The 17,811-nt window shown below is 55.7% G+C and carries 13 protein-coding genes; 12 read left to right on the top strand and 1 reads right to left on the bottom strand.

The window, feature by feature from the left end:
- The first annotated feature begins 22 nt into the window (after positions 1 to 22).
- From mutS to GHH_RS06105, 3 genes are all read left to right on the top strand, one after another.
- Entirely contained in the window at positions 23 to 2,734 is a 2,712-nt protein-coding gene (gene mutS, locus GHH_RS06095) for a DNA mismatch repair protein MutS (RefSeq protein WP_013523438.1), read from the top strand.
- 14 nt (positions 2,735 to 2,748) lie between these two features.
- On the top strand, positions 2,749 to 4,641 hold the full coding sequence (gene mutL, locus GHH_RS06100) for a DNA mismatch repair endonuclease MutL (protein ID WP_015374453.1): 1,893 nt from the start codon (positions 2,749 to 2,751) through the stop codon (positions 4,639 to 4,641).
- A 208-nt stretch (positions 4,642 to 4,849) separates the two neighbouring features.
- Entirely contained in the window at positions 4,850 to 5,875 is a 1,026-nt protein-coding gene (locus tag GHH_RS06105) for a LysM peptidoglycan-binding domain-containing protein (RefSeq protein ID WP_011230807.1), read from the top strand.
- A gap of 11 nt (positions 5,876 to 5,886) precedes the next feature.
- Here the strand turns inward: GHH_RS06105 and GHH_RS18020 are convergent, their stop codons facing one another.
- On the bottom strand, positions 5,887 to 6,093 hold the full coding sequence (locus GHH_RS18020) for a hypothetical protein (RefSeq protein WP_236612591.1): 207 nt from the start codon (positions 6,091 to 6,093) through the stop codon (positions 5,887 to 5,889).
- A gap of 57 nt (positions 6,094 to 6,150) precedes the next feature.
- Between GHH_RS18020 and GHH_RS06110 the strand changes: the two genes are divergently transcribed.
- The 9 genes from GHH_RS06110 to GHH_RS06150 all read left to right on the top strand — a co-directional run bounded on the left by GHH_RS06110 (position 6,151) and on the right by GHH_RS06150 (position 17,797).
- Complete coding sequence (locus tag GHH_RS06110) at positions 6,151 to 7,500, top strand: MDR family MFS transporter (protein ID WP_015374454.1); 1,350 nt, start codon at positions 6,151 to 6,153, stop codon at positions 7,498 to 7,500.
- 213 nt (positions 7,501 to 7,713) lie between these two features.
- Positions 7,714 to 9,411 carry a methyl-accepting chemotaxis protein gene (locus GHH_RS06115; RefSeq protein WP_015374455.1) on the top strand — a complete coding sequence of 566 codons (1,698 nt, stop codon included), beginning with the start codon at positions 7,714 to 7,716 and terminating at the stop codon, positions 9,409 to 9,411.
- 193 nt (positions 9,412 to 9,604) lie between these two features.
- Positions 9,605 to 10,552 (top strand): tRNA (adenosine(37)-N6)-dimethylallyltransferase MiaA, encoded by a 948-nt coding sequence (gene miaA / locus GHH_RS06120; protein ID WP_013145694.1) that lies wholly within the window; start codon positions 9,605 to 9,607, stop codon positions 10,550 to 10,552.
- Between the two features lie 34 nt (positions 10,553 to 10,586).
- Positions 10,587 to 10,814, top strand: a complete 228-nt coding sequence (gene hfq, locus GHH_RS06125) for an RNA chaperone Hfq (protein ID WP_015374456.1) — start codon at positions 10,587 to 10,589, stop codon at positions 10,812 to 10,814.
- A 336-nt stretch (positions 10,815 to 11,150) separates the two neighbouring features.
- On the top strand, positions 11,151 to 12,083 hold the full coding sequence (gene spoVK / locus GHH_RS06130; RefSeq protein ID WP_011230813.1) for a stage V sporulation protein K: 933 nt from the start codon (positions 11,151 to 11,153) through the stop codon (positions 12,081 to 12,083).
- Between the two features lie 258 nt (positions 12,084 to 12,341).
- A complete protein-coding gene (locus GHH_RS06135; protein ID WP_015374457.1) occupies positions 12,342 to 13,916 on the top strand; it encodes a fatty acid--CoA ligase in 1,575 nt (524 codons plus the stop codon).
- A gap of 25 nt (positions 13,917 to 13,941) precedes the next feature.
- Positions 13,942 to 15,087: an acyl-CoA dehydrogenase family protein gene (locus GHH_RS06140; protein WP_015374458.1), complete on the top strand. Its 1,146-nt coding sequence runs from the start codon at positions 13,942 to 13,944 to the stop codon at positions 15,085 to 15,087.
- Positions 15,088 to 15,101: 14 nt separating this feature from the next.
- Complete coding sequence (locus tag GHH_RS06145) at positions 15,102 to 16,175, top strand: CaiB/BaiF CoA-transferase family protein (protein ID WP_015374459.1); 1,074 nt, start codon at positions 15,102 to 15,104, stop codon at positions 16,173 to 16,175.
- A gap of 5 nt (positions 16,176 to 16,180) precedes the next feature.
- Positions 16,181 to 17,797: a long-chain fatty acid--CoA ligase gene (locus tag GHH_RS06150; protein ID WP_015374460.1), complete on the top strand. Its 1,617-nt coding sequence runs from the start codon at positions 16,181 to 16,183 to the stop codon at positions 17,795 to 17,797.
- The last annotated feature ends 14 nt before the right edge of the window (positions 17,798 to 17,811 follow it).

Consider the following 17,811-nt stretch of genomic DNA (forward strand, 5'->3'; position numbering starts at 1 on the left):
CCGAAAAGGTTGGGGAGAAGCGATGCCATCGTACACACCGATGATTCAGCAATATTTGCACATTAAAGCGCAATATCCGGACGCGTTTTTATTTTTCCGGCTTGGCGATTTTTACGAACTGTTTTTTGACGACGCCATCAAGGCGGCGCAAGAGCTGGAAATTACGCTCACAAGCCGCGATGGCGGCGGCGATGAACGGGTGCCGATGTGCGGGGTGCCGTACCATTCGGCGCAAGGATATATTGAACAGTTAATCGAAAAGGGATATAAAGTCGCCATTTGCGAACAAGTCGAAGACCCGAAAACGGCCAAAGGCGTCGTTCGCCGCGAAGTGGTGCAGCTCATCACCCCAGGGACGCTCATGGAAGGCAAAGGGCTCACCGAGAAGGAAAACCACTACTTGGCGGCGCTCACGCCGTTTGCTGATGGTACATACGGATTGGCTTACGCCGATTTGTCGACCGGCGAGGTCCGGTTGACGCTTCTTTCTTCGTGGGAGGAAGCGGCAAACGAATTGCACGCCGTTGGAGCGCGGGAGATCATCGTTGCCACAGACAGCGGCGAAGAGTGGGTGCGCGAGCTGAAAGAGCGGTACGGGGCGGCGGTCTCTTATGAGGACGACACATCTCTATGCGACGAATGGAACGGCGTCATCGGCCATGTGGCGCAAGAAAAGCTGCGGCAGGCCGCAGCCCGCTTGCTTCATTACCTCGTCCGCACGCAAAAGCGGCGGCTCGATCATTTGCAGCCGGCTGAGTTGTATCAAGTTGACCACTATATGAAAATGGACCGACATTCCAAGCTGCATTTGGAATTGGTCGAAACGGTGCGGTCAAAAGGAAGGAAAGGCTCGTTGTTATGGCTTTTGGATGAAACGGTGACAGCGATGGGCGGGCGGCTCTTAAAACAATGGCTGGACCGGCCGCTCATTGATCGGCGCGAAATCGAACGGCGCCTCGATTTTGTGGAAACGTTGAAAACGAGCTATTTTGAACGGCAGGAGCTGCGCGACAGGCTGCGCGGTGTTTACGACATTGAGCGCCTTGTCGGCCGTGTCTCCTACGGCAACGCCAATGCCCGCGATCTCGTGCAGCTGAAAAAGTCGCTTCTTCAAGTGCCGGCGCTCCGCCAGACGGTCGGCGCACTGCCGCTCGCTGAAGCGGACAAGCTGTGCGAGCGCCTTGACCCGTGCGAAGAGCTCGTCGATTTGCTCGAGCGCTCGATTCAAGAACAGCCGCCGCTTTCCGTCAAAGAAGGGAACCTCATCAAAGACGGATATGACAAGCAGCTCGACCGCTACCGCGATGCGAGCCGCAACGGCAAAGCGTGGATCGCTGAACTTGAGGCGAAGGAGCGGGAAGCGACCGGCATCAAATCGCTCAAAGTCGGCTACAACCGAGTGTTTGGCTACTATATTGAAGTGACAAAGCCCAATCTCCCCCTTGTTCCGGAAGGACGTTACGAGCGGAAGCAGACGCTCGCCAACGCCGAGCGGTTTATCACCCCGGAGTTGAAGGAAAAAGAGGCGCTCATTTTGGAGGCGGAAGAAAAAAGCATCGAACTCGAATATGAACTGTTTGTCGCCATTCGCGAGCAGGTGAAGCAATACATCCCGCGCCTGCAGACGTTGGCGAAAGCCATTGCCGAGCTTGATGTGCTTCAATCATTCGCAACGATCAGCGACGAGTATCGCTACGTGCGTCCGCAGTTTTCCACGGAGCGCGTCTTGGTGATTCAAGGCGGCCGCCACCCGGTTGTCGAAAAAGTGCTCGGCGCGCAAATGTACGTGCCGAATGACTGCTACATGAACCGCGAGCGGGAAATGCTGCTCATCACTGGACCGAACATGGCTGGAAAAAGCACGTACATGCGGCAAGTGGCGCTCACCGCCGTCATGGCGCAAATCGGCTGTTTCGTTCCCGCCGAGCGGGCGGTGCTGCCCATTTTTGACCAAGTGTTCACCCGCATCGGCGCTGCTGACGACCTGTCGGCAGGACAAAGCACGTTTATGGTCGAAATGTTGGAGGCGCGCCACGCCATCGCTCATGCGACGCAAAACAGCCTCATTTTGTTTGATGAAATCGGGCGCGGCACATCGACGTACGACGGCATGGCGCTCGCCCAGGCGATCATTGAGTACATTCACGACCATATCGGCGCGAAAACACTATTTAGCACCCACTACCATGAACTCACCGCCTTGGAGCGTTCGCTCCCGCGGCTTTCGAACGTCCATGCCCGCGCCATCGAGGAAAACGGCAAAGTCGTCTTTTTGCATCAAATCGCCGACGGGCCGGCCGACAAGAGCTACGGCATTCACGTCGCCGAACTGGCCGGGCTGCCGGCTTCGCTCATTGAACGCGCGCGGGCCATTTTAGCGGAACTGGAGAAAGCGGCGGGAAAACAGGAAGCCGCCGCAGGCAGGATGGACGATGGCGCTTTGGCGGAAGCGGGTTTGGCTTTTCAGGGGAACGAAGCGTTAGACGTCGGCAGCAAGGTTGAGCGCGAGAAGGCCTCCCGTCCGTCAGCCGGCGCGGCGCGGGAGGGCGTTTTGGCGGAAGCGGCGTTTGAGCAGCTGAGCATGTTTCCTGACCTTGCCCCGGCGCCTGTGGAGCCGCCTCTTTCAAGCAAAGAGAAAAAGGCGCTCGCGGCGCTGAAAGAGATCAATTTGCTCGAGATGACGCCGCTTGAGGCGCTCAACAAACTGTATGAACTGCAAAAGCTCCTCAAGTAAAGGAGGGAGGCCCGATGGGACGCATCCGCAAGCTCGATGACCTGCTGGCAAACAAAATCGCCGCCGGCGAGGTCGTCGAGCGGCCGGCTTCGGTCGTCAAGGAGTTGGTGGAAAACGCCATTGATGCCCATAGTACGGTCATCAACATCGAGCTTGAAGAGGCGGGAATGGCGAAAATCCGCGTCATCGACAACGGCGACGGCATGGAGGAAGACGACTGCTTGCTCGCTTTTGAACGCCATGCGACAAGCAAAATTCACAACGAGCACGATTTGTTCCGCATCCGCACGCTCGGGTTCCGCGGTGAGGCGCTGCCGAGCATCGCTTCTGTATCCGAAGTGGAGCTGACGACCGGCACGGGCAGCGGACCGGGAACGAAGCTTGTGCTTCAAGGCGGCGCACTCGTCTCCCGCGAGCGGGCGGCGGGGCGCAAAGGAACGGATATTACCGTATCGAACTTGTTTTTCAACACCCCAGCGCGCTTGAAATATATGAAAACGATCCACACCGAGCTCGGCCATGCGGCCGACGTCGTCAACCGGCTAGCGCTCGCCCATCCGGACGTATCATTTCGCCTCCGCCACCAGGGCAAAACATTGCTTGCCACCAATGGCAGCGGCGATGTCCGGCACGTGCTCGCCGCTATTTACGGCGCCGAGACGGCGAGACAAATGATCCCCATCGAAGCGGAATCGCTCGATTTTACCGTTCGCGGCTACATTTCGCCGCCGGACGTGACGCGCGCCTCGCGCAACTACATCTCGCTTGTTGTCAATGGCCGCTATGTGCGCAGCGTGCCGCTCATGAAAGCGATTGAAGCCGGCTACCATACGCTCTTGCCGATTGGCCGCTATCCGATTGTGTTTTTATCCATTGAAATGGATCCGGTGCTTGTCGACGTCAACGTCCATCCGGCAAAGCTCGAAGTCCGCTTTAGCAAGGAAGCAGAGCTGAATGAGCTCGTCACAGACGCCATCCGCCAGGCATTTCGCGAGCGGACGCTCATTCCGTCCGTATCTGCCGACAGCAAGATGGCAAAACCAAAGGCGGAGCAGGCGGCTTGGACGTTCACTCATCGCGTCCGCGAGCCGTCTGTCTTATCGAGCGACATCGGCGGCGGGGAAGATGCGACCGCCCCTTTTGCGCCGCTAACCGGTGACGCACCGGCTGAGCGGCCATCCGCGGCTGTGCAGACGGATGAATGGGGAATACCGGACGAACATGGGCCCGCTTTCGAGCGAAAGCAGGAGGAAGAGGTGGGAGAAGAGCGGCGCGCCCTCCGCTTGCCGACAGATGGGCAAGCGGAGGATAAAGCGGCGGCCGATCGCCTGCCGCCGCTTTATCCGATCGGACAATTGCATGGGACGTACATTTTGGCGGAGAACGAACATGGGCTGTATATGATCGATCAGCATGCGGCTCAAGAGCGGATCAACTATGAATATTTCCGGGAAAAACTTGGCGAAGCCACGAAGGAAGTGCAGGAGCTGCTCGTTCCGTTGATGTTTGAATATCCAGCCGACGAGTACGAGCGGATCGCCGCCTGCCGCAATGAGTTGGCGCGCTGCGGCGTGTTTCTTGAGCCGTTTGGGCCGCGGGCGTTTCTCGTTCGCTCCCATCCGACGTGGTTTCCGAAAGGGAGAGAAAAGGAAATCATCGAGGAAATGATCGAACAAGTGTTGGCGGCCAAAACGGTCGACATCAAGCAATTGCGCGAACAAGCGGCGATCTTAATGAGCTGCAAGCGCGCCATTAAAGCAAACCAACATTTGCGCCAGGATGAACTGTTCGCTTTGCTTGAGGCGCTGCGGCAGACAACGGACCCATTTACTTGTCCCCACGGCCGGCCGATCATCGTTCATTTTTCGACATATGAAATTGAAAAACTATTTAAACGGGTGATGTAGCCTGCGCCCCCTTTGCGCGACAAAGGGGGCGCTTTTTGTAATCGTTTTGTAATCTACTTTTATTCTTTCTGTTACAGACGGATTGCTTTGATTTTACTATAATGGCTCATGTGTAGGAATACGTGGTGAATTTTGTAGAGTGATAGCGAATTTTGGCTAAGCGGCTGGATAGATAAAGATCCATATCGACGTCATAGGGGGATGCAGCATGAAAAAGACGGTTGTATTGACAAGCACGTTGATCGGCTCGCTGTTGGCCGGCCACGCGGCATCGGCGGCGAGCTATACGGTGCAAAAAGGCGATACGCTTTGGAAGATTGCCCGGCAATCCGGCACGACGGTCGCAGCGTTAAAGCAAGAAAACGGTTTGTCTTCGGATTTGATTTTTCCCGGACAAGTATTGCGCGTCAATGAACCAAATAAATCAAACGAAACTTCTTCGAATACATATACGGTCGAGCCTGGTGATACGCTAAGCGGAATCGCCCGCAAGTTTAGCACGACTGTGGATGCGTTGCTCAAGCTTAATCCAAGCATTACGAACCCAGACTTCATTCGCGCCGGGCAGAAGCTGCAAGTAGCAGGGGAACAGGAACGTTCCAATACATACAATGTGCAGCCGGCAGCCGTGCCGACAAGCGGCCGGTATATCGTGCAGGCGGGGGATACGCTGCTTGAGATTGCGAACAAGTTTCAAACGACGGTCGACCGTCTATTGGCACTGAATCCGCAAATTACAAACCCGAACACCATCCGCATTGGCCAAGCCATTAAAGTGGCGGGCGGAACGACTGATGTCCGGGAGGCCAAGCAGCAAGTATCGGCCGCCAACTCGGCTGCCACTGAGTCGTCCGCATCGCTTGCCGACCGAATCATCGATATTGCGGAAAAATATTTAGGGGCGCGTTATTTGTACGGAGCAAGCCCGTCGCGCACCGATGTGTTTGACTGCTCATCGTTTACGATGCGCGTCTTCAGCGAAGCCGGCATTTCGCTGCCGCGCACATCCACCGCTCAAGCGCAAGCCGGAAGAACGGTGTCGTTTAACCAATTGCAAAAAGGCGATCTCGTCTTTTTTGACACCGATTCAAATGGGACGATCAACCATGTCGGCATTTACGCTGGCAACGGGCAAATGATCAACGCGACCGTTTCGTTGGGTGTTGCGTATTCGTCGCTGACGTCATCCTATTGGAAAACGCGGTATGTAAAAGCGGTTCGGGTCATCAACTAAATGAAAGACGATTAACGCAGCTGTTCGTGCGAAGCCTTAGGCGCTTCGGTGAACAGCTTTTTTGTTGTTCGTGCGAGTGAAAGCCGAATCCAAAAAAGATGCAGGATGATGCCGCGGAAAAACGGGTTAGCGGTTTTGAGGCTTTCTGCTTTAAGGCAACAAAAAACAGCAACAAGTACAAATAGTCCGGCTTTCTGGCGCGTATCATTTGGTGCCATGATGATTCATCATGTAAAATAAGATATTCATAGATGATCAAAAAGGAGGGCATTGGTATGAACAGCCGTCTGTCCGTGATGGTGAGCATTGTGCTGGCCATGCTCGTCGCCTCGATGGATACGACGATCATGAACACGACGATGCCGATCATCGCCAAAGAACTTGGGGGATTCTCCCTTTATGCATGGGCGTTTGCGTCATACATGATTACGACAACCGTCCTGTCACCGATTGCCGGCCGTCTGTCCGACCTGTTTGGCCGCAAAAACGTATTCAGCTTTGGCATCATTGTATTTTTGATTGGCTCGCTTCTTTGCGGTTTGTCGCAAAATATGGTGCAACTCGTCCTGTTCCGCGCCGTACAAGGGGTCGGCGCCGGGTTTATGATGCCGTTTCCGGCCATTATCGCCGGCGATTTGTTTCCGGTGGAAAGGCGCGGAAAGATCCAGGCGTTTTTTACCGCCATGTGGGGGATTTCCGCCGTCTTGGCGCCGCTTTTAGGCTCGCTGTTTGTCGAATACGCGACATGGCGCTGGATTTTTTATGTCAACATTCCCATTTGCCTGCTCTCGCTTGTGACGTTGTTTCCATATAAAGAAGTATATGAACCGAAGCGGGCGGCGGTTGACTATATGGGGGCGGTGTTATTTGCCGCCGCAGTCAGCCTGCTTTTGCTCGTCACTGTTGCGAAGCGCGGACAATGGTGGTACGGGGCGGCCGGTGCGCTCTTGCTCATGGTGTTTTACTTTTTCGAAAAACGGCAGCCGTCTCCGCTCGTGCCGCTTTCACTTGTTCATCACCGCACGCTCAAATGGATGAACATTAACGGCTTTGTCAGCTGCGTCGCGCTGTTTGGCACGTCAAGCTACATTCCGCTCTTTTTGCAAAATGTTGCTCATTTATCGGTATTTATCAGCGGCGTCGCTTTGCTCGGCTCGTCCGTTGGTTGGATGATCGCCGCCGTGCCGGCCGGGAAATGGATTTTGCGCTATGGCTACCGTCCGCTTCTCATCATCGGCAATGTGCTGCTGGTTGCGTCCGGCTTGCTTCTGGCGCTGCTGAACGAAAGTCACGGGTTTTGGTATGTGTTTTTCGTCATGTTTGTCCAAGGGCTGTCGTTTGGGTTGACCTCGACCGTCGGCGTCATCGGCTCGCAGCAGCTTGCGGACGTCCATGAAAAAGGAATCGCGACGTCCTTTTTTATGTTTTGCCGCAATATCGGCACGGCGATCGGCGTGACCGTCATGGGAGCGTTTTTGACGAAGGCGCCGACGTTTATGACCGGCATCCATCATTTGTTTTTATTCGGCCTCATTGGCAGCATCGCCGCGCTTGTCACCTCGCTTTTCATTCATGATGAAGCCGAAACCGGCCGAAACACGTGGCAGCCGGAAGGAACGGCGTAAGGCGGGGAAGCGGCATGGGGGCGGCCGGTTTGCTCTCCTTGCGAGTTTACGGTGAAAGAGGAGGCTCATTGAGAAAATCCAGTTGATTTTCTCAATGAAGCAGGCCTTTTCATCAAAGATGGCGAAAGAGCCAAAAAAACCCTAAACATTGTCTGTGATCATCCGATAATGTAGATGGAACAACATACTGATTCACAGACGGAGGATTTGCCAATGAACATGAAAATGACCGTGCGCAAAAAACTGCTGGCTGGGTTTGGCCTTGTCTACGTATTGATTGTATGGCTAGTCGGCTTTTCTTATTACGAAATTTCCAAACTGAACGGTACATATACCGATGTCATTGACAAACGGGTGCCGAAGCTCGTCAACGTCAAGGAGCTGGAGGTGCTCATCCGCCGCCAAGTCGGCAGCATGCGCGGCTATTTGTTGACTGGCGATGAGACGTCAAGGAAAAACTTTGAAAAAGCGCATGAGGAGTACAAGAAAATAAGCGAAAAACTTGCGGCGGAGTTGACGCAAGCCCAAACAAAACAATGGCTGGCTCAGCTTGATTTATTGGAGCAGCAGTTTTACGAACTGGGGCAAAAAACGTTTGATTTAAAAGATCAAAACAAAACGGCGGAATACAATGCACTCATTGTGACGACGGGTCGAGACATTACAAATCAGTTCGATGACGTCGTTTCCCGGCTTATTTCCAGCCAGCAGTCGGAGATGAACAAAGCAAGCAAAAAAGCGGATGATGAAGCTTCAGATGTGCAGAAGTTCATTATCGTTGTGGGCATATTGACCGTGGCGGTCGGCGCGATTGCCAACTATTGGATCAGCCGCTCGCTTTCCCGCCCGCTATTGGCGCTGTCGGAAGCGGCGAAGCGGATCGCTGCCGGCGATTTGACGGACGGGCGGCTCTCGGTTCGCAACCGCGATGAAATTGGCGCACTCGCCGCTTCGTTTGAGCAAATGGCGAAAAACTTGCGCGAAGTGCTCCAAGAAGTGGCGCAAAACGCCGAGCAAGTCGCCGCTTCGTCGGAGGAGCTGGCAGCGAGCGCCGAACAGACGAGCAAGGCGACCGAGCAAATCGCCATGACGATTCAGGGCGTTGCTTCCGGCATGGACAAGCAAATGCAAAGCGTGGAAGAAACGTCCGCCGCCGTCGATTCGATGTCTGAGAGAATCGAGCAAATTTCCGGACGGGCGCAAAGCGTGTCCGCCATCGCTAGTGAGGCGTCGAGACAAGCGGCTGAGGGCGGGCAAACGATCGAGGCGGGCGTCGCGCAAATGAACAAAGTGAACGATACGGTCGAGCGGCTGGCTGACCTCATTAAAGGGCTTGGCCACCGTTCCGAGCAAATCGGCTCGATCATCGAAGCAATCCGCAGCATCGCGGCGCAGACGAACTTGCTCGCCTTAAACGCCGCCATTGAGGCGGCGCGCGCCGGCGAGCACGGGCGCGGCTTTGCCGTCGTCGCTGACGAAGTGCGGAAGCTCGCCGAGCAATCGGCCCAATCGGCCCAGCAAATCGCGGAATTGATCGCTGCCATTCAAGAAGAAACGGTCCATGCCGTCCAATCGATGGAGTCGGTCGTCAACGAAGTGACGGCCGGAACGAACGTCATTCGCGCCTCGGGAGAAATGTTCGCCCGCATTCGCGCCGCCGTGGACGAAGTTGCGGCGCAAATCCGCGACGTATCCACCGCGGTCAGCGACATGGTCTCTTCTTCGGAGCAAATGGTGCGCTCCGTCCGGCTTGTCGCCGACGTGGCCGAGTCGACATCGGCCGGTGCGCAGGAGGTGTCGGCGGCGACCGAGGAACAGCTGGCCTCGATGGAGGAAATTTCAGCTTCGGCCGCGTCGCTCTCGAAAATGGCGGACGATTTGCAGGCGATTGTCAACAAGTTTTCATTATGATGAGCGCCTTTTATGGCGTTCATTTTTTTCCATATGGTTATGGCGAAAGGGAAGAAAGGCGATTTTTCGCGCTGCCATGTATAAAACGATTTGTGGATGGCGAAAACGTATGAAAGAAATGGTTCCATGCACAGCTGTTTTTATGTATAATGATGGTTGACACAAGTCCCACAACAGAAAGCAGTGACACGCTATGGCTGAAAAAGTCGCCGTCATCGTCGGGCCGACGGCGGTCGGCAAAACGAAGCTCGGCATCGCGTTGGCGAAAAAGCTGGGCGGAGAGGTCATCAGCGGCGATTCGATGCAAATTTATAAAGGGATGGACATTGGCACGGCGAAAGTGAAGCCCGATGAGATGGAAGGAATCCCGCATCATTTGCTGGACATCAAAGAGCCGTGCGAACCGTTTTCCGTCGTCGAATTTCAGCGGCTTTGCCGTGCGCTCATCACCGAGATTTCGGCGCGCGGCCGGCTGCCGATCATCGTCGGCGGCACCGGGCTGTACATTCAGGCAGCCCTTTACGATTACCAATTTTCCGCCGCCCCTTCCGACGAAGCGTACCGCCGGGCGCTCAAACAGCTGGCGGCCGAGCAAGGAGCCGAAGCGCTTCACCGGCGGCTTGAGGCGGTTGATCCAATAAGTGCGGCCCGCATTCATCCGCACAACATCCGCCGCGTCATCCGCGCCTTAGAAGTGTATCATTGCACCGGGAAGCCGTTCAGCGAGTGGCAGCAAGGGCAGTCAAAGCGGCTTTTGTATGAGGCGGCCATCGTTGGCTTGACGGCGGAGCGGGAGGCGCTTTACCGCCGCATCAACGAGCGGGTCGATGAGATGATCGCCGCAGGGTTGATCGAAGAGGCGAGAGCGCTTTATGACCGCGGCCTGCGCGACTGCCAGGCGGTGCAAGCCATCGGCTACAAGGAGCTGTACGACTATTTTGACGGCCGCGTTTCCCTTGATGAAGCGATCGAGCAGCTGAAACAAAATTCGCGCCGCTATGCGAAACGGCAGCTCACTTGGTTTCGCAACCAAATGCCGGTGAAATGGTTTGACATGACCGACGCCGGGCAGTTCGCCGCCAAGGTGCAGGAAATTTCTCGCTATGTAGCAGGAAAGCTTCAACTTGAAGCGAATATATAAGTATATCCTTAGAGAGAAAAGAGGAGGACGTTTGATGAAAAATGCGATCAATATTCAAGACCAGTTTTTAAACCAGCTGCGCAAAGAGGGCATTCAAGTGACCGTCTTCTTATTGAACGGCTTCCAACTGCGCGGGTACATTAAAGGGTTTGACAACTTCACCGTACTTTTGGAAGTGCAAGGAAAACAACAGCTCATTTACAAGCACGCCATTTCGACGTTTGCGCCGGAGCGGAACATCCATTTTGAAACCGAACAGTAAGACCGACGGTACATACGCCGCCGAAAAAAAGGCGCCTTCCTTCGCGGAGGGCGCCTTTTGCCATTTTCCGTTTTCCTTCCGCGCCCGCTATTTGATCGACAAGCTCCTGCGTCACCCGAAGGGAAGTGAGGGACGAGGTGAATTCAGATGCGTAAACCGCCGCTTTTGTGAATAAACATATACAAACTTTTTCCGCTATAGCCGACCCGCTGTTCGTTTGGGCGATTGTCACGGATCGGCGGTGGCGTACGTATACTAGTAACGAAAAGGCAAGGCGTCAAAAGCCAAGTCGGAACGGGTGCGGATGGCAGAAAACGGGAAGCGAGGTGACGCCCCTTGTCAGAATTGACGATGAACAAGGCGAAAGGGCAAATCAACATCGTGTTGAACTCCAAAACGGTAAACCATTTAGTGAAAGAAGAGAGAAACGACTGGCTCGATGGCGAAGAGCATCAGGCGCTCCGCAATATTCAAAAGGAGCTTGATCAACTGATCGGCCTTGATCATGTCAAAAAAATCATCAAGGAAATTTACGCCTGGCTGTACATCAACCGGCTGCGCAAGGAGAACGGCTTAAAGGCCAACCGCCAGGCGCTCCATATGATTTTCAAAGGCAATCCCGGCACCGGCAAAACGACGGTGGCGCGCTTGCTCGGCAAGCTGTTTTTTGAGATGAACGTGCTGTCCAAAGGGCATTTCATCGAGGCGGAGCGGGCCGATTTGGTCGGAGAGTACATCGGGCATACGGCGAGCAAAACGCGCGATTTGATCAAAAAAGCGCGCGGCGGAATTTTGTTCATCGATGAAGCGTATTCGCTCGCCCGCGGGGGCGAAAAAGATTTCGGCAAAGAAGCGATTGACACGCTTGTCAAAGGGATGGAAGACTATTGCGACGACTTGGTTGTGATTTTGGCCGGCTATCCGAAAGAAATGGACTACTTTTTGTCGCTAAATCCCGGCTTGCCGTCGCGCTTTCCTCTCACGATCGAGTTTCCCGATTATACGGTCGAGGAGCTTGTGCAAATCGCCAAGCAAATGCTGCGCGAACGCGAGTATGAAATGACGCCGGAAGCGGAGCGGAAACTGTACATTCATCTCGAAGGGACGCTGGAAGCGACCGGCCGCCTCAAGTTCAGCAACGGCCGCTATGTGCGCAACTTAATCGAAAAAGCGATCCGCAAGCAGGCGGTCCGCCTTCTTCATGAAGGGCGCTACGACAAAAAAGAGCTGATGACGATCCGTGACCGCGATTTAGTGATTCATGCTTGAACGCTCTCCCACCTACGCTCACGCGTGGAAGTGGGGGTCTTCTCGGCGCGAGATGAAAAAAAGCAAAGGAGGCGCCTCTTTCTTTTTCTTGTCGAAAGAAAGAGGTCTTCCTTTCTTTTTTGTGCCGCAAAAAAGAGGAATGCGATCAAAAAGAGCGAATACATAAACAGCGGGGGCATCATACACCTATTTATCTGAATGATCTGTCTAGTGGATCTGCACGCCCTGCGTCCATTCGGAGAAAAGGGGGAAAGGCGCTTGTACATGACGATTGGGGAGATGTTTTCCCAGACAGTGCGAAAGTTTCCAAACCGGGAGGCGGTCGTCGACGCGGCGACCGGACGCCGCTATACGTACGCCGAATGGGAGAGGGAAGTGAACCGGTGGGCGAACGCGTTTTTGGAAGCGGGCGTCCGCAAAGGAGACCGCGTTTCGACGGTGCTGTACAATACGCTTGAGCTCGCGACCGCCTTGTTTGCCTGCTCCAAAATCGGCGCGGTGTTCAATCCGATCAACTTTCGGCTGAGGGCGGAAGAAATCGCCTATATTTTGACGGACGCCGAGCCGAAAATCGTGCTGTTTGAACGGGCGGTGGAACCGGAACTTGCCGCGATTCACAGCCGTTTCCCGCACGTGTCATTTTGGTCGATCGACCGCGATCCGCCGCCGTTTGCCAAAAACGCTCACGAGCAGGCCGCGCGGGCCCTAGGGGAAGCGCCGCGTGTTCATGTGGATGAGAGCGATCTTTATGCCATTATGTATACAAGCGGCACAACGGGACGTCCAAAAGGAGTGATGCACCGTCACCGCGACATGATCGAGCAAAGCGTCATTTGCCATGGCGTCATGCGCATCCGCGAGACGGATCGCGGGCTGGCGGCAGCGCCGCTGTTCCATTGCGCCGAGCTGCATTGCTGCTTGCTGCCGCGCGTGCATGCCGGAGCGGCGAGCGTCATTTTGCACCATTTTGACGCCAAGCTGGTGCTTGAAACGATCGAACGGGAGCGGATTACGATCCTATTCGGAGCCCCGACGATGTGGAACATGATCTTGCAGGAGAATGTAAGCGGTTACGATTTATCTTCGCTTCGCCTCGGCCTATACGGCGCCGCCCCGATGGCGCCAGCGCTTGTCAGGCAGTGCCAAGAGCGGCTCGGCATCGAGCTGATTCAAGCGTACGGCATGACCGAGATGGGGCCGGCGGTGACGTTTTTGCTGGAAGACGAGCAGCTGAAAAAAGCCGGTTCCGCTGGACGCGCCTGCCTGAACCATGAGATCCGCGTCGTCCGCGCGCGTGAAGACGGGCCGTCCGACCCAGACGATGTGCTGCCGCCATATGAAGTCGGTGAAATTGTGATGCGCGGGCCGTGCATGATGGCCGGCTACTACAAGCGCGAGGAAGCGACGGAAAAAGCGTTGTACAAAGGCTGGTATCATTCGGGCGATCTCGGCTACCTTGATGAAGACGGCTACTTGTATGTCGCCGACCGAGTCGATGACATGGTGATCAGCGGCGGGGAAAACGTCTATCCGCGCGAAGTCGAGGACGTGTTGTACGAGCATCCGAAAGTGCTTGATGTCGCTGTGCTCGGCGAGCCGGATGAGCTGTGGGGCGAAAAAGTCGTCGCCTTCGTCGTCAAAAAAGATGACCTCCTGACCGCCGATGAGCTCGAGCAGTTTTGCAAAACGAGCGACCGCCTTGCTCCGTACAAACGTCCGCGCGCCTACTATTTCATCGATGCTCTGCCCCGCAACGCGAGCGGGAAAATCCAAAAGTTTTTGTTGCGCGAACAGCTGAAAAAACAGGCGGCGGGCGGAACAGAGAAAAAGTGACCGAACAGAAGAGAGGGATGAACGGGTGACGGCTCGCTATTTGCGTGAGGAGCACCATATGTTCCGCGCGGCGTTTCGCAAGTTTTTGGAAAAAGAAGCGTACCCGCATTATAACGATTGGGAGAAGCGCGGCATCATTCCGCGTTCGTTTTGGGCGAAGATGGGCGAGAACGGCTTTCTTTGCCCCTGGGTCGATGAGAAGTATGGGGGTCTAAACGCCGATTTTGCCTATTCGGTTGTCATTAACGAAGAACTAGAAAAAGTTGGATCGAGCCTCGTCGGCATCGGCTTGCACAACGACATTGTCACGCCGTATATCGCATCGTACGGAACGGAGGAGCAAAAACAAAAATGGCTGCCAAAATGCGTCACCGGCGAGCTCATCACGGCGATCGCCATGACCGAGCCGGGGGCGGGTTCGGATTTGGCCAACATTTCGACAACGGCAGTAAAAGACGGTGACTACTACATCGTCAACGGACAAAAAACGTTTATCACGAACGGCATTCATGCCGACTTGATCGTCGTCGCCTGCAAAACCGATCCGCAGGCAAAGCCGCCGCACCGCGGCATCAGCCTGCTTGTCGTCGAGCGCGACACGCCGGGGTTTACGCGCGGCCGGAAGCTTGAGAAAGTCGGACTGCACGCCCAAGATACCGCTGAGCTGTTTTTCCAGGATGCGAAAGTACCGGCGCATAACTTGCTCGGCGAAGAAGGAAAAGGATTTTACTACTTGATGGAAAAGCTCCAGCAGGAGCGGCTCGTTGTCGCCATTGCCGCCCAAACGGCGGCGGAAGTGATGTTTTCCTTGACGAAGCAATATGTCAAACAGCGCACGGCGTTCGGCAAACGGGTGAGCGAGTTTCAGACCGTCCAGTTCCGCCTTGCCGAAATGGCGACCGACATCGCCCTCGGGCGCACGTTTGTCGATCGTGTCATCGAGGAGCATATGGCGGGAAAACAGATCGTCACGGAAGTGTCGATGGCGAAATGGTGGATCACCGAGATGGCGAAACGCGTCGCCGCCGAGGCGATGCAGCTGCACGGCGGCTACGGCTATATGGAAGAATACGAGATTGCCCGGCGCTATCGCGACATTCCCGTAAGCGCCATCTACGCCGGGACGAACGAGATGATGAAAACGATCATCGCCCGGCAGCTAGATTTGTAGAGAGAGGGAAAGATATGCTTCATGGCATTGTAGTCGTTGATTTTTCCCATTACTTGCCCGGCCCGTTTGCGAGCTGGCGCCTCGCGCAGCTCGGAGCGGACGTCATCAAAATCGAGCCGCCGTCCGGCGACCGGCTGCGCCCGTTCGCCGAGGGCCGGTTGTTTGCCGCCTATAACGCCGGTAAACAAAGCGTCGCTCTTGATTTAAAGACGGAGGCGGGGCGCGAGCAAGCCCGGCGGCTCGCCGCCCGCGCCGATGTGGTGATCGAAAGCTTCCGCCCCGGGGTGATGGCGCGGCTTGGGCTCGGTTATGACGATATGTGCCGCATGAACGAACAAATCATCTATTGCTCGATCAGCGGCTTCGGTCAACAGAGCGGCCGCTCATTGCTTGGCAGCCATGATTTAAACTATATGGCGCTCTCCGGCTTATTGGCGCAGCTGGCCGATGAACGCGGCCGACCGGTTCATCCGAAGATCACGCTTGCCGATTTTATCGGCGGCATGGCGGCGGCCGAGCGCGTGTTGGCGGCGCTGTTTGCCCGCGAGCGGACCGGCAAGGGGGCTTATCTTGACGTCTCGCTTGTGGACGGATTGGTCGCGATGATGGCTGGCCATTTTGCCATTGAGCACGGCGGCGGGCCGGGCAACGGCCTTGTCGAGCTTTCCGGGGAGGTGGTGTGCTATCAGCTGTACGAGACAAAAGACGGCCGTTATATGAGTTTAGCGGCGCTCGAGCCGCACTTTTGGCGGCGGTTTTGCGAGGCGGTCGGCCATCCGGAATGGACGGAGGCGCAATGGGCGCCGGCGCGATCGGGGGAAGCCGTATATGACGAGCTCGCCGCCTTGTTCCGTGAAAAGACATTGGATGAGTGGAGCGCGTTCGCCGAAGCGGTCGACGTCTGCCTTGCCCCGGTGCTGGAGACGGGTGAGGCGAAGGCGCTGTTTGCTGACGGCCGGCTCCGCCATCTCGTTCGGCTGCAGCCGGGCGGCGTGTGGACGGCTGCGCATGGGCCGGATGGCCAATGGGGCGGCGGGGAGCCGCCTAAAGTCAATGAACATGCGCATTTGGTAAAGGGGGAGGAATGACCGAGATGAAAACACCGTTAAACATTTCCATGATGCTCGAGCGGGCGGAGTTGTTTTTCCCGAAAAAACAAGTCGTTTCGCGCATGAAAGGCGGCATCGTCCGCCATACATACAAGGAGATCGGCGAGCGGACGCGCAGGCTGTCAAGCGTGTTGAAGCGGATCGGGGTTGAAGTCGGCGACCGCGTTGGCACGTTCGCTTGGAATCATCACCGCCATTTGGAAGCGTATTTTGCCATTCCCGGCATCGGGGCGGTGCTCCATACGATCAACATCCGCCTCTCGCCGCAGCATATCTCTTACATCATCAACCACGCCGATGACCGTGTGCTGCTGATCGATGATGATTTGCTGCCGGCAATTGAAGCGATCAAGGACGAGATCCCGAACGTACGCGCTTTCATCGTCATGACCGATGCCGACGAGCTGCCGGAAACAACGTTGTCGCCAGTGTATCATTACGAGAAACTGCTTGCCGAGGGCGACCCAGCGTTTCCGTTCTTAAAAGACCTCGATGAATACCAACCGGCTGGTATGTGTTATACGTCGGCGACAACGGGTAATCCGAAAGGGGTTGTGTATACGCACCGCAGCACCGTCTTGCACGCGATGGCGTTAGGGCTGGCTGATACGCAAGGGCTGTGCGAGCGCGATGTCGTCATGCCGGTCGTACCGATGTTCCATGTCAACGCGTGGGGGCTGCCGTTTGCCGCCACTTGGTTCGGTTCGACGATCGTTATGCCGGGCCCGGCGTTTACACCGAAAGTGCTTGCCGAGCTGATTGACGCCGAACGAGTGACGATCACCGCCGGCGTGCCGACGATTTGGCTCGGGCTGTTGCAAGAGTTGGAGAAAGGAAACTATGACGTCAGCAGCCTGACGCGCGTCATTTGCGGCGGTTCAGCCGCGCCGAAAGGGATCATCCGCGCGTTTGAAGAAAAATACGGCATTCCGTTCATTCACGCGTACGGCATGACGGAAACGAGCCCGCTTGTGCTTGTTTCACGCCCGAAAAGCTATCAAGACGGGCTGTCGTACGAGGAGAAACTGGACATTCGCGCCAAGCAAGGGCTGCTTGCGCCGGGGCTTGAGATGAAAGTGATCGGCCAAAACGGGCCGGTTCGCTGGGACGGCCAGGAAATGGGCGAGCTTTGCTTGCGCGGTCCGTGGATTGCGGCCGAGTATTACAACGATGAGAGAACGAACGAAGCATTTCGCGATGGCTGGCTCCATACCGGCGATGTCGTCACCGTGGACGAAGAAGGGTTTGTGAAAATTGTCGACCGGACGAAGGATGTCATTAAAAGCGGCGGCGAATGGATTTCATCGGTTGATTTGGAGAATGCGCTTATGGCCCATGAGGCGGTGTTCGAAGCGGCGGTCGTCGCTGTGCCGCATCCGAAATGGCAAGAGCGCCCGATTGCCTGCGTCGTGCTGAAAGAAGGCAAAAGCGTGACAAAAGAAGAGCTGTACGACTTTTTGCGCCCGCAATTTACAAAATGGTGGCTGCCGGATGACATTGTGTTTCTCGATGAAATTCCGAAAACGAGCGTCGGCAAGTTTTTGAAGCGGAAACTGCGCGATGAGATGGCAGCGCGCTATGCCGATGCGGCGAAGGAGTAAAGGAGGCGGACACC

It is taken from the genome of Geobacillus sp. GHH01 (genome assembly GCF_000336445.1).
Lineage (GTDB): Bacteria > Bacillota > Bacilli > Bacillales > Anoxybacillaceae > Geobacillus > Geobacillus zalihae.

Coding starts and splice junctions, on each gene's coding strand:
- mutS (WP_013523438.1), top strand. CDS start 23: ATGCCATCGTACACACCGATGATTCAGCAATATTTGCACATTAAAGCG.
- mutL (WP_015374453.1), top strand. CDS start 2,749: ATGGGACGCATCCGCAAGCTCGATGACCTGCTGGCAAACAAAATCGCC.
- GHH_RS06105 (WP_011230807.1), top strand. CDS start 4,850: ATGAAAAAGACGGTTGTATTGACAAGCACGTTGATCGGCTCGCTGTTG.
- GHH_RS18020 (WP_236612591.1), bottom strand. CDS start 6,093: ATGGCACCAAATGATACGCGCCAGAAAGCCGGACTATTTGTACTTGTT.
- GHH_RS06110 (WP_015374454.1), top strand. CDS start 6,151: ATGAACAGCCGTCTGTCCGTGATGGTGAGCATTGTGCTGGCCATGCTC.
- GHH_RS06115 (WP_015374455.1), top strand. CDS start 7,714: ATGAACATGAAAATGACCGTGCGCAAAAAACTGCTGGCTGGGTTTGGC.
- miaA (WP_013145694.1), top strand. CDS start 9,605: ATGGCTGAAAAAGTCGCCGTCATCGTCGGGCCGACGGCGGTCGGCAAA.
- hfq (WP_015374456.1), top strand. CDS start 10,587: ATGAAAAATGCGATCAATATTCAAGACCAGTTTTTAAACCAGCTGCGC.
- GHH_RS06145 (WP_015374459.1), top strand. CDS start 15,102: ATGCTTCATGGCATTGTAGTCGTTGATTTTTCCCATTACTTGCCCGGC.
- GHH_RS06150 (WP_015374460.1), top strand. CDS start 16,181: ATGAAAACACCGTTAAACATTTCCATGATGCTCGAGCGGGCGGAGTTG.